Source organism: Marivibrio halodurans (assembly GCF_017963645.1).
GTDB lineage: Bacteria > Pseudomonadota > Alphaproteobacteria > UBA8366 > Aestuariispiraceae > Marivibrio > Marivibrio halodurans.
The window spans coordinates 50,609-64,859 of record NZ_JAGMWN010000012.1; the positions used below are offsets into that span (position 1 = coordinate 50,609).

A 14,251-nucleotide genomic window follows, 5' to 3' on the forward strand; every position below is an offset into this window, starting at 1 on the left:
TCGACCGTGCTTGGAAGCCTGGAGCCCGCCTGTTAACACTTCCGCAGACTTCGCGCCGTGATCGGATCGCCGGCCGCGACGAGACCCGACCCAGGACCCGACCCAGGAAAGGACCGTCCCGATGACCGCCTGCATAACCGGCTGGAGCCATTCACCCTTCGGCAAGCTGGAGGACGAGGATGTCGAATCCCTCATCGGACGGGTCGCCGCCGACGCGCTGGCCGATGCCGAGATCGCGCCGGAGGAAGTCGATGCCATCTATCTCGGCTGGTACAATGGCGGCTTCTCCAAGCAGGATTTCGGCGCCTCGCTGGTGATGAACGCGATTCCCGGCCTGCGCTACGCGCCCGCGACGCGGCTGGAGAACGCCTGCGCCACCGGGTCGGCCGCCGTTCACCAGGGCCTCAACTTCATCGAGGCACGCCAGGGCCGCACCGTCCTGGTGATCGGCGTCGAAAAGATGACCGCGACGCCGGGACCGGAGATCGGCGGCATCCTGTTGCAGGCCGCCTATCTGAAGGAGGAAGGCGAGACCGAGGGGGGATTCGCCGGGGTCTTCGGCCAGATCTGCAATGGCTATTTCCAGAAATACGGCGACCAGAGCGACGTGCTCGCCGCCATCGCGGCGAAGAACCACAAGAACGGCTGCGCCAATCCCTACGCCCAGATGCGCCGCGATCTGGGCTATGACTTCTGCCGGACGGTCTCGGACAAGAACCCCGTCGTGGCCGGGCCGTTGAAGCGCACGGATTGCTCGCTCGTCTCCGACGGGGCGGCGGCGCTCGTGCTGCGCGACGTCGACGCCGCGCTCGCCGGCAGGAAGGCGGTCGCCTTCCGCTCACGCGCGCAGGTGAACGATTTCCTGCCTATGTCGAAGCGCGACATGACCGGTCTGGACGGCTGCGCCCGCGCCTGGCGCAAGGCACTGGAGGACGCGTCCCTCTCCATCACCGATCTGGATTTCGTGGAAACCCACGACTGCTTCACCATCGCCGAATTGATGCAGGTCGAGGCGATGGGCCTCGCCCGGCCGGGAGAAGGCGCGAAGGCCGTGCTGAACGGGCTGACCCGCAAGGATGGCAGGCTTCCGGTCAACGCATCGGGCGGCCTCAAGGCAAAGGGCCACCCGATCGGCGCCACCGGCGTCTCCATGCATGTGCTGACCGCCATGCAGGTACGCGGGGAAGCCGGCGACATGCAGGTGGACGGCGCGGAAATCGGCGGCCTCTTCAACATGGGCGGCGCGGCCGTCGCGAACTATTGTTCCATCCTGGAGGCCATCCGCTGACGTCGGGCGACGACGGGGAAGGCTTCCACGCACGCGCATCGAACGACAGGAGAGCGAACCATGGCAGGCACATTCCGCGCGCTGGTGCTTCGCGAGGGCGATGACGGCAAGGCCAAGGCCGGGATCGAGGCGCTGACCGAGGACGATCTGCCGGAAGGCGAAGTCACGGTCGCCGTCGACTATTCCACCCTTAATTACAAGGACGGCATGGTCGTCGACGGCAACAAGGGCCGGCTCGCCCGGAAATTTCCGCATGTGCCCGGCATCGACCTCGCCGGTACGGTGGAGCATTCCAGCGACGACCGCTACAGGCCCGGCGACAAGGTCGTGCTGACCGGCTGGCATGTCGGGGAGCGTTATTGGGGCGGCTTTTCCCAGAAGGCGCGGGTCAAGGCGGATTGGCTGGTGCCGCTGCCGAACGGGCTGGACACGAAACATGCGATGGCGGTCGGCACGGCGGGCCTGACCGCGATGCTGTGCGTCCTGGCGCTGGAGGATCACGGCCTCAAGGCCGGAAACGGTCCGGTGTTGGTGACCGGCGCATCGGGCGGGGTCGGGTCGGTCGCGACCGCGATCCTGGCCAAGCGCGGCCATGACGTGACCGCGCTGACCGGCCGGCCGGAGGAAGCGGATTATCTCAAGCGCCTCGGCGCCACCGATATCCTGGAGCGTTCCGCCCTCTCCGAGCCCAGCGACAAGCCGCTGGAGAGCGAGAACTGGAACCACGCGGTCGACACCGTCGGCGGTTCCGTCCTGGCCCGCGCGATGGGTCAGATGAAATACGGCACCTCGATCGCCTGTTGCGGGCTTGCCGGGGGACCGCAGGTACAGACCACGGTCGTGCCGTTGCTGCTGCGCGCGGTCAATCTGCTCGGCATCGATTCCGTGCTGCAACCCTTCGAGAACCGGGTCCGCGCCTGGAAGCGCGTCACCGAGGATCTGCCGAGCGAGATGCTGGACACGGCGATGAGTACCTGCACCCTCGACGAGCTGCCCGCCCGGGCCAAGGATATCCTGAAGGGCCGGGTCCGCGGGCGGCTCGTGGTCGATCTCGCCGGCTGAACGGCCGGGTTACTACGCGCCGGCCTTCCCGCCACTCGACGCCATGAGGGAATCGTCCTAAGTTCCACGCGTTGAGGGGAAACCACAAGAAGGTCGGTCGATGCATAACGGGGCACCTACCCCGGATCGAGGACTCGGACTCGGATCCGCCATAGTCCGACGGCCGGCGCATGCGCGCGCGGCGGCCCGCGTGGGCGCCTTCTTGGGGGTGTGCCTGCTCGGCGCCGCCCTGTCCGCCCTTGCGGCTCTTCCCTCTCCTGCCTCCGCGCACGCGCGACCGGGGCCCGCCCCGTCCGGGACCGTTCAACTCGCCCAATCCTATCTCGGCGATCGCACGTTGGAACGTGCGCCGGATTTCGTCGTCGAGCGTTATCGCGACCGCGCGGAAAGCGGCGACGCCCGCGCCCAATTCTATCTGGGCCTGATGGCCGAGCAGGGGCTGATCACCGGCACGCCGGACGACGCGGCGGCGCGCGGTTGGTTCGAACGCGCGGCGCGCCATGGCTATCCACCCGCGCAATACAAACTCGGCGTCATGCTGGAGGAAGGGCGCGGCGGTCCGCCGGACGCCAAGGGTGCGGCCACGAACTATCGGCAAGCCGCCGATTCCGGCATGGCCGAGGCGCAGTACAACTACGCCCTGATGATGAGCCAGGGGCGCGGCCTGCCCCAGGATATCCCGACCGCCATCCGCTGGTTCGAGCGCGCGGCGCTGGCCGGGGTCGTCGAGGCGCAAATGGCGTTGGCCGAAATCCACAGCGTCGGTGTCGGCGTTCCCATCGATCCGGTCGAGGCATGGGCATGGCTCAAGCGCGCCGCGGAGGCCGGAAACGCCGAGGCCTTGGAGCTTCTGCCGCAAATCGAGGCCCGGATGGACGAACCGGCCAAGGAGGAGGCGCGCAAGCTCAAGAGCGCGCACGACACCCTGGCCCAAATCCGGACCGAGCGCTGAACTCCATTGCCCATCCCCTATTGTCGGGAACGCGACGTGCGTGCTGGTCGCGCCAGGAATAAATCTGGTCGCGGCCACGGGAGTTTGTCCGGCCCCAGCCGGTAGCGTTGGGCTCGACGCATGGGGGCTTCCGTGGGTGGATCGGCCGGCCGTTTCGCCCCGTTAGCCTTTGACGAGGGCCGTCGTTTTTAGGGGATAGAGGACATGGCCGAGGAAGACGATCTCGATCTGAACGAACTCGACGACCAGGAACTGGTCGAGCAGATGTGGGACGATCTCTATGACGGGCTCGCGGACGAGGTCGTCGCGGGGACCAACATCCTGCTGAGTCGTGGCTGGCCGCCCTACCGAGTCCTGACCGAGGCGCTGGTCGAGGGCATGCGGATCGTCGGCGTCGATTTCCGCGACGGCATCCTGTTCGTGCCGGAAGTGCTGATGGCCGCGAACTCGATGAAGTCCGGCATGAACATCCTGCGCCCGCTTCTGGCGGAGACCGGCGCGCCCCCGCAAGGCAAGATGGTGATCGGCACCGTCAAGGGCGACATCCACGATATCGGCAAGAACCTCGTCTCCATGATGATGGAGGGCGCCGGCTTCGAGGTGATCGATATCGGGATCAACAACCCGGTCGAGAACTATCTGGAAGCGCTGGAGAAGCACAAGCCCGACATCCTGGGCATGTCGGCGCTGCTGACCACCACCATGCCCTATATGAAGGTCGTGATCGACACGATGAAGGAGCAGGGCATCCGCGACGACTATACCGTGCTCGTCGGCGGCGCGCCGTTGAACGAGGAGTTCGCGCGCGAGGTCGGGGCCGACGCCTATTGCCGCGACGCGGCCGTGGCGGTCGAGATGGCCAAGGAATATCTGGCCCGCAAGCACAATCAATAGAGGCGCAAGCGAACCCGGACGCCACGGCGACACCGGGTCAGGAGGGCGCGCCATGGCGTCCGAACACGACGAGGAGTTGCCCCCGCCCCCCGTTCCGGCGCCCGACGAAGCGCCGGAACGGGTGAGCGGCTCGGCGGCCATGCTGATCATCGCCTGCGGCGCGCTGGCGCGCGAAATCCTGGCGCTGATCGACCTCAATGGCTGGCGGCACATGGATCTCACCTGCCTGCCGGCCGACCTGCATAACAGGCCGAAGCTGATACCGGAGCGGCTGCGCGCGAAGATTCGCGCCAATCGCGACCGCTATGACCGTATCCTCGTCGCCTATGCCGATTGCGGCACCGGCGGCGATATCGACAAGGTTCTGGCCGAGGAAGGGGGCGAACGGCTGGCGGGGCCGCATTGCTATGCCTTCTTCGCGGGCCAGGAGGCGTTCGACGCCCTGCACGAGGCCGAGCCCGGCACCTTCTACCTGACCGACTATCTGGCCCGACATTTCGAGACGCTGGTGATCAAGGGCATGAAGCTCGACCGGCATCCGGAATTGCTGGCGATGATGTTCGGCAATTATAAGCGGCTCGTCTATCTGGCGCAGACCGACGACCCGGCGCTCGACGCGCGGGCGGAAGCGGGGGCCGCGCGCCTCGGCCTCGCCTATGAGCGGCGGCGAACGGGCTATGGCGAACTCGCGGATTTCATGGCCGAGGCGGCCTCCGGCCACGCGACGGTCCCCTCGGCGCAAGCAGGAAAAGGCTAGAGAATGGCGCAACTCATCACCGTCTATTGGCGCGACATCCCCGCCCAGGTCATCGTCAAGAAAGGCCGGCGCGATCAGGTCAAGCGCGTGCTGGCTGAGCGCTTCGAGAAGGCGATCGACCGCGCCGCGATGCGCGGCAAGGCGCGCGCGACCGACGACTACCTGGCCGAATGGCGCAAGGCGGACCCGGTCGAGGTTTCCGACGATCTGAACGGCGAGGCGGAGACGGCCGCCGCAGCGCTGGAGCGCGACTACGATCAGGCGCGCCTCGACGCGCTGGTCGCCAATGGCGGCCATTCACCCGGCTGATCCGCCCCCCCCGCATCACGAGCGGGCAATCGCGTTTTACTTGCACCCCCGAATAGAATCACCTTACCAAGGGTTGGGTGGGTCATTGGCCACGAACTTCGGGGGGACGTGGGATGATACGCGGTTCATTCGCCACGGTTGTCAGGAATAGCGCGCCGGCCCTCGCCGCGGCGCTGTTGCTCGCCGCCTGTTCCGGCCCTTTCGTGACCAGCCGGGAATTCGACGCGGACGTCTATGACGACCCCGAGAAACGGGCGGAGATCGCCGAGATCGAGAAACTCGATCTGACGATCCGCCAATCCGGCGCGCTCGCCCGGAAGATGGAGGCGCTCTATCTCGCCCAGGTGCGCGACGACGTGGCGGAACAGCGCGCCGCCCAGACCGGCATCCTCGGCCTGATCGCGGCGGCGGCCGGCTTGATCGCCTATGACGCGCATAACGACTATCTGATCGGCGCCGGGCTTGCCGGCGGATTGTTCTATGCCGCGCAATCCTCCCAACCCATCGGTATCCGCCGGATGTTCTACGAGAAGGCGATGGAGGGCTTCGCCTGCGTGGCGGAGCGCGCCGATACCCTCGGCGCCGACACGGCGATTCACACCTTCCAGCAGACCCACGCCAATCTACAGCGGGCCTCCGAGCGTCTGCTCATTCTCTGGCCCAAGGTGGAAACGGCCCTGTCCCGCATCCCCGCGCCGCCCGGCGAAACGGCAGCAAACGGGACGGCAGAAAGCGGGACTGACGACAAAGCCTGCACGATCAAGGGTGTGAAGGATATCCGCGAACGCATCGGGGAAGATGCCAAAGATTATCTGCGGAAGACCGGAGAAGCCAGGCGCCAACATGGCGAGGCCTTGACCAAGCTGAACGAATTGGCCGCGACCCTCAGCGGCACGACCTGGGCCATACAGCGCCAGACCACCCTGGCCCTGGCCAAGGCGGAACCGGATTTCGTCGCCTATATCGCGGGAATCCAGAACAGCTTCGGCACGGGCTTCACCAATATTTCGGGATTGAACGCCCCCGTCACGGCGAAGGCTTCGGGAATAGAGGGCATCCCCCTCTTTACGGAACAGGAGAAGGGGACCAATAACGAGGCTGCAGGTAATGCGACTCTCAAAGACATCCGCGAAAAATGCGAGGATGCACCAGCCACGTCCAAAGCTCTCGATAAAGCCATCGCGTTGGCGAAGAGCCTGACGCCGATCTATTCGGAAATCGACGAGAATCTGCTGCGCCTAACCGCGCTCGGCGACGTCACGTTGCGGCCGACCGATATCTCGACCGACGATATCGCGGCCTGCAAGGCCTCGATCGGCGATACCGGCGCGATCGCCGGCCTGACCGCCAGTCCGGATGTCCTGCGGATCGAGGCGTCGGAGCCCAAGAAGACCGCGAACCTCGTGCTCGAGGGGGGGACACCGCCCTATAGCCTGGTGCCGACGGACACGGCGGCGATCGAGGCGGAATTGAAGCCCCTCACCACCACGAAATCCCTGGTCACCGTCACCCGGAAAGGCAATGCGCCGACCGAGGCGAACAAGTCGGTCGATCTCCTGCTGATCGATGGGCGGGGCATGTCGATCCGCGTGCCCGTCACGCTGGTCAAGTAGGAGAGCGACTGAGCGGCGCCCTTGGGACGCCCCCTTGTCGGCGGCCCGGCGGCCGGCGCGTTGCTTCACCGCTTGCCCCGCGACGGCGATTCGACCGAAACTGCGGTTATGAAAAGCGATTCCCGTCCTTTCGCGTCCAATGCGCGGCGCGTATTCGGTGCCGTCATCCTTCTCGCCCTCGCGGCGACAGGGGATATGACGTCCCCGCAGGCCAGCGAGCGCCGCGGGCCACCGGCTGCCCCCGCCGACTTCCAACCCGAGAAATGCGGCGAACGCCATCTGCGCCTGTTCGACGGGAATTTCGATCAATTCTGGTCCTATGCCGAACGCCATGGCTGGACCGGGGTCGGGGAATTCGCCTGGTCCGTCCCCCATCCGGAAGGGGAGGCGGACGCCGTCTGGCGCGCCCGCGCGAAGCAATGCTTCCTGGAGGTCGAACGGCGCAACATGGGCCGTAGCGACGTCGTCAGCCTCTACACCCTCGGCTATTTCCTGTGGCATGGCGGCACCGCCTTCGGCTTCGAACGCGACCCCGCGAAGCAACCCGGCGTGCGGGAGCGCGGCTATCGCATGCTGCTGCGCGCGCGCCAGATGGGGTATGAGAAAGCCTCGCTCGCGCTGGTGGGCGTGCATTACTCAATGGTTCGCGCCCTCGACACGGCGGCGTTGCGCCGCATGCGCGACGGCACCGACCCGTCGCCGACGCCGGAATGGTGGCCCTCGACCGACCGATTGCTAGAGGATTTGAACGCCATGGGGGCGAAGGGGCTGGCCGGCGCGTTCCTCTCGCTCAGCTCGATCTATCGCGAGCGCTGGCTGATGGCGGAATATTTCCACATCGACCACAAGGGCGAGCCCGTGCGCGGCCCGGACCCCGACCTCCTCAAGGCGTCGAACGTCTATACCCATTGGTACGATACGTTGCGCGCGGAGCAGAACCTGACCGTCGGTGTCCCCTCGCCCCGCCCGTGATCCCCGCCCGTGCCCCCATGATCTCCGCCTGCGGCCCCTGCCGGGCGGTCCATGCGGAAGCCGATTGACAAAACCATATAAAGATATTTTTATATGTAGGAGGAAACGCGCTACGAGGCGTCGATCATGGACGAGTTGCTGCAAGGCCTGCGCGCCGCCGCCGAACCGACGAGGCTTCGGGTCCTGGCCTTGTGCGCGCATGCGGAGCTGACGGTCTCCGAACTTGTCCGCATCCTGGGGCAGAGCCAGCCGCGCGTCTCCCGGCATCTGAAATTGATGGTGGAGGCCGGCCTGCTGGAACGTTTCCAGGAAGGCAACTGGGCGCGCTACCGCCTGGCCGGGATCGGGACGCCGACGCTTTCCGACAAGAACGCGGACCGTCATGCCGCCGTCGCGCGCTTCGCGGAGGCGGTGATCGATCTGCTGCCGGCCGACGACCGGACACTCGGACGCGATCTGGATCGGCTGCAGAAGATCAAGGCGGAGCGTGACCGCGCCGCCCAGGACTACTTCGCCCGCAACGCCAAGCGCTGGGACCGCATCCGGGCGCTGCATGTCGACGAAAAGGAAGTGAATCAAGCGCTGGTTCGCGTTTTCGGCGCGGATCGCGGCGCGCGTTCGCTCGGCCGGTTCCTCGATGTCGGAACGGGCACCGGCCGGATTTTGGAGCTTCTGGCCCCCCGGGCGGAGGCGGCCGTCGGCGTCGACAGTTCATCCGCGATGCTGTCCATCGCGCGGGCGGCGATCGACCGGGCGCACCTCAACCACTGTCAGGTGCGCCAGGGCGACATGTATCAGCTTCCCTTCGCCGACGGGGCGTTCGACAGCGTTTCCGTCCATATGGTGCTACATTACGCGGACGAACCGGCCCGGGTGCTGGAGGAAGCCGCACGCGTTCTTGCCCCCGGCGGACGGTTGGTGGTGATCGATTTCGAGGCGCACAATCTGGCCGAGCTTCGGGCCGAGCATCAGCACCGCTGGGCCGGTTTCGAGCAGGAGGACGTGCGGGAGTGGATGCGGGACGTCGGATTTCAGGTCCATCCCGTCGAGACATTGGAGGGTGGGCCGCTGACGGTCTGCCTATGGGTCGGCGAACGGCCGGCCGAAGCGAACGAGAACGCCCTCGCGGCGGGCTAGGCGAACGGCGTCGAGCCCATAGCGGTCGGGTGAAGGAGGAGGCGAGAAGCCCATGCGCACCATCCGCGATACGCTTACCCATCGGGTCACGCTGACCGACGGTTCCGTGGCCCGCAGCCTGCGTGGCGCCGCGATCGACCCGGCGCGGGACTTCTTCGGCCAGACCGATCTCTACGAAGCCCTGAACCTGACCCGGATCGATCTGGTTCGTGCGTCCCATAAGGCCTTCCTGGAGGCCGGGGCGGACGTGATCCGCACCAACACGCTGCGCGCCAATCCGCTGACCCTGGCCGCCCACGGGATGGCGGAGGAAACCTTCATCCTGAACTACAACGGCGCCCAGGCGGCGGCCGAGGCCGTGGACAGCGTACCGGGCCGCGGCCGGCGGCGCTTCGTGCTGGGTGTCGTGCGCGACGACGGTTGGGATGTCGGCCCGGCCGAGGTCGAGGCCGCCGTCGACACCCAGGTCCAGGGTCTGATCGCCGGCGGGGCGGACGGCATCCTGCTCGACGTCATGCCGGGCCTGGGCCGCATCCAGGCCATGCTTTCCGGCGCGCGGCGCGCGCGGGCGGCGCTCGGCTGCGAGACGGCGATCTTCCTGCAGAAGACCGAGACCGGCCCCGGCTTCGGGCCGCGCACGCTCGATTCCTGCGACGGGGTCGTGCGCTACCGCCAGGGCGACGCCGCGCGGACGGCCTGGCTCGACGCGGCGATCGCCGATGGCCGGGTCAATCTGATCGGCGGCGGCGCGACGCCGGAGCAGACGGCGCGCATCGATCAGGCGCTACGCCAGCGGGCGGAGGACAATCTGCGCCCCGTTCTCGGCTGGCTGCGCGACCAGACGAGCGTGGACGACTTCGAGCCCGCGTCGAGCTGGACCACCTTCCCCGAGGCGGAGATGCCCGCCCCGGTCGCCGTGAAGGTCTGAGGCTACCGACATCCCTCCCCCACGAGAGGGGGGAGGGACTTTCTTCCCCGGTGGACATAGCCGCATCGCCCCCGATGACGCTGCGGCGACGGTAAGCGACGTTGCCGCGCATTCCGGCGGTACGGCGATTTCCTACAAAACGGCGGTGGACGGATGATCGTCCGACCACCCGCGCCGCCACGCATCGCGCCACATTTCGCCGGGAAACGCCGCCATGACCGACACCGTCATCAGTTCCGCCACCAAGACCCACATCATCGGCTTCGACCGCCCCTTCACGGTGATCGGCGAGCGCATCAATCCGACCGGGCGCAAGAAGCTCGCCGCCGAGATGAAGGAATATAATTTCGAGACGGTGGAGAAGGACGCGCTGGCCCAGGTCGCGGCGGGCGCCCATATGCTCGACGTCAATGCGGGCATCCCGCTGGCCGACGAGCCGGATATCCTGGCGAAATCGATCCAATTGGTGCAGTCGCTGACCGACGTGCCGCTGTGTATCGACAGCTCGATCGTGGAAGCGCTGGAGCGCGGCCTGGAGGTCTATCAGGGCAAGGCCCTGCTCAACTCCGTCACCGGCGAGGAGGAGCGGCTGGAGGCCGTCCTGCCGCTGGTGAAGAAGTATAATTGCGCGGTCGTCGGCATCTCGAACGACGAGACCGGCATCTCCGAGGACCCCGATGTCCGCTTCGAGGTCGCCCGGACGATCGTCGAGCGCGCCGCCGATTTCGGTATCCCGCGCGAGGATGTGGTGATCGACCCGCTGGTCATGCCGATCGGCGCGCTGGGCAATGCGGGCCAGGGCGCGCTGCGCCTGATCCGCCGCCTGCGCGAGGAACTCAAGGTCAACACCACCTGCGGCGCGTCGAACATGAGCTTCGGCCTGCCGAACCGACACGGCCTCAACGCCTCCTTCCTGTCGATGGCGATCGGGGCCGGCATGACGACGGCCATCATGAACCCGCTGCACGAGCAGGAGATGCACTCCGTCTGGGGCGCGGACGTGATCGCCGGTCACGACAAGGACTGCGCGAGCTGGATCCGCCGCTTCCGCGAACCCGCGGCCGAGGGCGCCGAGGCCGGAACCGGCGCGCGCGGCGGCCGGGGCGAACGGCGCCGGCGCCGCGTCGCCTGATCGACCCTTCCCGCGAATCAGTCGAGGATCGGCGGCATGGCGGATCCGGTAACGGTCCAGAACGTGAACGGGGCGGCGGCGGACGATCAGGATCCGCCGCCGTCGCGCTTGGCCCATGTGGTCTTCACCCCTTCCGGCAAGCATGGGGATTTCCCCGTGGGCACGCCGATCCTGCAAGCCGCCCGCACGCTCGGCGTCGATCTCGATTCCGTGTGCGGCGGCCGGGGCATCTGCGGGCGATGCCAGGTGGTGCCGGGCTTCGGTGACTTCTCCAAGTTCAAGGTCAGAAGCCAGCCGGACCACCTCTCCGCCTTCTCCCAGGTCGAGACCCGCTATAAGGACAAGCGTGGGCTGAAGGACGGCCGGCGCCTTGGCTGTTCCGCCGTGATCCTGGGCGATCTCGTCGTGGACGTGCCCGAGGACAGCCAGGTCCACAAACAGGTCGTGCGCAAGCGCGCCGAGGTCCGCAATATCGAGATCGACCCGGTCGTCACCCTGCATTATGTCGAGGTCCGTCAACCGGACATGCATCACCCCTCCGGCGATCTGGAGCGGCTGGAAGCGGCGCTTGAGGAACAATGGGACATCCGTGTCGACCGCGCGGACCTGCCCGTTCTGCAACATCTGCAAAAGGCACTGCGCGCCGGGGACTGGAAGGTTACGGCGGCGGTGCGCAATGGGCATAAGCTGGTTCATGCCTGGCCCGGATTCCACGATCGGTCCTTTGGCTGCGCGGTCGACATCGGCTCGACCACCATGTCGGTGCATCTGACCGACCTGCAAAGCGGCGAGGTCGTCAGTTCCGTGGGCGCGATGAACCCCCAGATCCGCTTCGGCGAGGATCTGATGAGCCGCGTCTCCTACGTCATGATGAATCCGGGCGGCGACAAGGAAATGACGGCGGCCGTGCGCGAGACGCTCGGCTTCCTGATCCTGCAGGCGACGACGGAGGCCGGCATCGACCCGACCGACGTGCTGGAACTTACCCTTGTCGGCAATCCGATCATGCATCACCTGATGCTGGGAATAGACCCGACGGAGCTTGGCTGGGCGCCCTTCGCGCTGGCGACGAACGAGGCGCTTCGCGTCTGGGCCTCCCAGATCGGGCTGGAGGGCAAGGTCAATCCGGGCGCGCGCGCCTATTTCCTGCCCTGCGTGGCAGGTCATGTGGGCGCGGACGCGGCCGCGGTGGTGCTGTCGGAAGCGCCGCATCTACTCGACGAGGTGACGTTGATCGTCGATGTCGGCACCAATGCGGAAATCGTGCTGGGCAATAAGGAACGGTTGCTGGCCTGCTCCAGCCCGACCGGCCCGGCGCTGGAAGGCGCGCAGATTTCCGCCGGCCAGCGCGCCGCCAACGGCGCGATCGAACGCGTGCGCATCGACCCCGAGACGCTGGAGCCGCGCTTCAAGGTAATCGGCGCCGATCTTTGGTCCGACGAGGAAGGTTTCGACGAGGCCGCGCGGCGCACCGGCATCACCGGCATCTGCGGCTCCGGCATCATCGAGGTGCTGGCGGAGATGTATCTGGCCGGCCTGATCGACGAGGACGGCGTGATCGACGGCGCCATGGCGGCGCGCACCGAGCGCATCGTCGCGGAGGGGCGGACCTTCTCCTATGTCCTGAGCCGCCCGGCCGGTGGGCGCGATCCGGAAATCCGGATAACGCAGGCGGATGTGCGCGCGATCCAACTGGCCAAGGCGGCGCTCTATGCCGGGGCGCAGTTACTGGTGGATAAATTCGGGCGCGAACCCGACCGCGTCGTCCTTGCCGGCGCCTTCGGCAGCCATATCGACGCGAAATACGCGATGATCCTGGGGCTGGTGCCCGACTGCCATCTCGACCGGGTCCAGTCGGTCGGCAACGCCGCCGGAACGGGCGCGCGCATCGCGCTGCTGAACCGCAAGGCCCGCGACTGGATTCGCAAGACGGTGCGCGACATCGAGAAGATCGAAACCGCCGTGGAGCCCCGGTTCCAGGAACATTTCGTCGGCGCCATGGCCTTCCCGCACAAGACCGCGCCCTTCCCCAAGCTGCGGGAGGCGGTAACCCTGCCCCCGCGCAAGCAGGCCGCGAAAGCCGGCAATGGCGACGGCGAGGATGGCGGGCGCCGTCGGCGTCGTCGTCGCGGCTAAACGGGTCGCGAATTCGTGGGTGATGGGACGCGTCGCGCGTAATTCTGCGCCCCGGAAACATTCATGGGCACCGGATAGTCGCACCCATACCGGCGCCAGGCGGGAGCAAGGCCGATGACGGAAGTGAGAGCGATGAACGAGGTCGACCAGATCATCGATTTCATGAGCAGCTGTTCGCTCGAGGTGACGCCGAACGGCGCCGCCAAGATCGACGACTTCCGCGATCTGCTGCGCGAGGGGCAGACGGTCTATGTCACCTTCCTGCCGGGCTCGGACTTCGCCGACACGGTGACGACGGTCAAGAAGCTGAAGGCGCAGGGCATGCGCCCGGTGCCGCATCTCGCCGCGCGCTCGATCCCCTCCAAGGCGTTCCTGGAGGAGAACCTGAAGATGCTCCACGGGGAATGCCGGATCGACGAGGCATTGTTGATCGGCGGCGGCGTCGACAACCCGGTCGGCGAATTCACGGAGAGCATGCAGGTTCTGCGCACCGGGCTGTTCCAGAAATACGGAATATCCAGGATCGGTGTCGCCGGCCATCCGGAGGGCAGCCCCGACATCCCGCCGGAGGAATGCGACCGCGCGATCCGCGAGAAAAACGCCTTCGCCAAGGAAAACGGGCTGTCGATGTATATCGCGACCCAGTTCTGCTTCGAGGCGGAGCCGATCGTCGAATGGGACCGCCATCTGCGCGAGGAGGTCGGCAACGAATTACCGATCCATATCGGAATCCCCGGCCTCGCCACCATCAAGACCCTGCTCAAGCATGCCCAGCAATGCGGCATCGGCAATTCGATGCGCGTGCTGACCCGTCAGGCGGCCAACATCACCAAGCTGATGACGGTGCGCGAACCGGACAAGCTGGTCCGCGATCTGGCGATGGAGCGGGCGCGCAATCCGGAATTCGGCGTGCGCCAGTGCCACCTCTATCCGCTGGGCGGGCTCAAGAAATCCGCCGCCTGGCTGCACGGCGTGCAGGACGGCAAGATCCAACTTCAGCGTAAGGGCGGCTTCTCCACCGAATATTCGGTGGAGTGAGCGGATAGCGGCCAGGGAATAACCGTCGGCGGG

At 66.8% G+C, this 14,251-nt stretch carries 13 protein-coding genes; all 13 read left to right on the plus strand.

Annotation, left to right across the window (positions count from 1 at the left end; translation table 11 throughout):
- Positions 1-121: 121 nt before the first annotated feature.
- Positions 122-1,288, plus strand: a complete 1,167-nt coding sequence (locus tag KAJ83_RS17760; RefSeq protein WP_210683460.1) for an acetyl-CoA acetyltransferase — start codon at positions 122-124, stop codon at positions 1,286-1,288.
- Positions 1,289-1,348: 60 nt separating this feature from the next.
- Positions 1,349-2,350: an MDR family oxidoreductase gene (locus KAJ83_RS17765; protein ID WP_210683461.1), complete on the plus strand. Its 1,002-nt coding sequence runs from the start codon at positions 1,349-1,351 to the stop codon at positions 2,348-2,350.
- Between the two features lie 190 nt (positions 2,351-2,540).
- Positions 2,541-3,302, plus strand: a complete 762-nt coding sequence (locus KAJ83_RS19565) for a tetratricopeptide repeat protein (RefSeq protein ID WP_210683462.1) — start codon at positions 2,541-2,543, stop codon at positions 3,300-3,302.
- Between the two features lie 204 nt (positions 3,303-3,506).
- A complete protein-coding gene (locus tag KAJ83_RS17775) occupies positions 3,507-4,196 on the plus strand; it encodes a corrinoid protein (protein ID WP_210683463.1) in 690 nt (229 codons plus the stop codon).
- Positions 4,197-4,248: 52 nt separating this feature from the next.
- Positions 4,249-4,953: a DUF1638 domain-containing protein gene (locus tag KAJ83_RS17780; protein WP_210683464.1), complete on the plus strand. Its 705-nt coding sequence runs from the start codon at positions 4,249-4,251 to the stop codon at positions 4,951-4,953.
- A gap of 3 nt (positions 4,954-4,956) precedes the next feature.
- Positions 4,957-5,262 (plus strand): virulence factor, encoded by a 306-nt coding sequence (locus KAJ83_RS17785; RefSeq protein WP_210683465.1) that lies wholly within the window; start codon positions 4,957-4,959, stop codon positions 5,260-5,262.
- A gap of 113 nt (positions 5,263-5,375) precedes the next feature.
- Positions 5,376-6,875: a hypothetical protein gene (locus KAJ83_RS17790; RefSeq protein WP_210683466.1), complete on the plus strand. Its 1,500-nt coding sequence runs from the start codon at positions 5,376-5,378 to the stop codon at positions 6,873-6,875.
- Positions 6,876-7,070: 195 nt separating this feature from the next.
- The gene (locus KAJ83_RS17795) at positions 7,071-7,847 is read left to right on the plus strand and encodes a hypothetical protein (RefSeq protein WP_210683467.1); all 777 of its coding nucleotides are present in this window, start codon (positions 7,071-7,073) and stop codon (positions 7,845-7,847) included.
- Positions 7,848-7,973: 126 nt separating this feature from the next.
- Positions 7,974-8,984, plus strand: a complete 1,011-nt coding sequence (locus KAJ83_RS17800) for an ArsR/SmtB family transcription factor (protein ID WP_210683468.1) — start codon at positions 7,974-7,976, stop codon at positions 8,982-8,984.
- Between the two features lie 52 nt (positions 8,985-9,036).
- Positions 9,037-9,912, plus strand: coding sequence for a homocysteine S-methyltransferase family protein (locus tag KAJ83_RS17805; protein WP_210683469.1), 876 nt, complete (start codon positions 9,037-9,039; stop codon positions 9,910-9,912).
- A gap of 214 nt (positions 9,913-10,126) precedes the next feature.
- Complete coding sequence (locus KAJ83_RS17810; RefSeq protein WP_210683470.1) at positions 10,127-11,044, plus strand: methyltetrahydrofolate cobalamin methyltransferase; 918 nt, start codon at positions 10,127-10,129, stop codon at positions 11,042-11,044.
- 36 nt (positions 11,045-11,080) lie between these two features.
- Positions 11,081-13,180, plus strand: coding sequence for an ASKHA domain-containing protein (locus KAJ83_RS17815; protein WP_210683471.1), 2,100 nt, complete (start codon positions 11,081-11,083; stop codon positions 13,178-13,180).
- Between the two features lie 114 nt (positions 13,181-13,294).
- Complete coding sequence (locus KAJ83_RS17820) at positions 13,295-14,218, plus strand: methylenetetrahydrofolate reductase (protein WP_210683472.1); 924 nt, start codon at positions 13,295-13,297, stop codon at positions 14,216-14,218.
- The last annotated feature ends 33 nt before the right edge of the window (positions 14,219-14,251 follow it).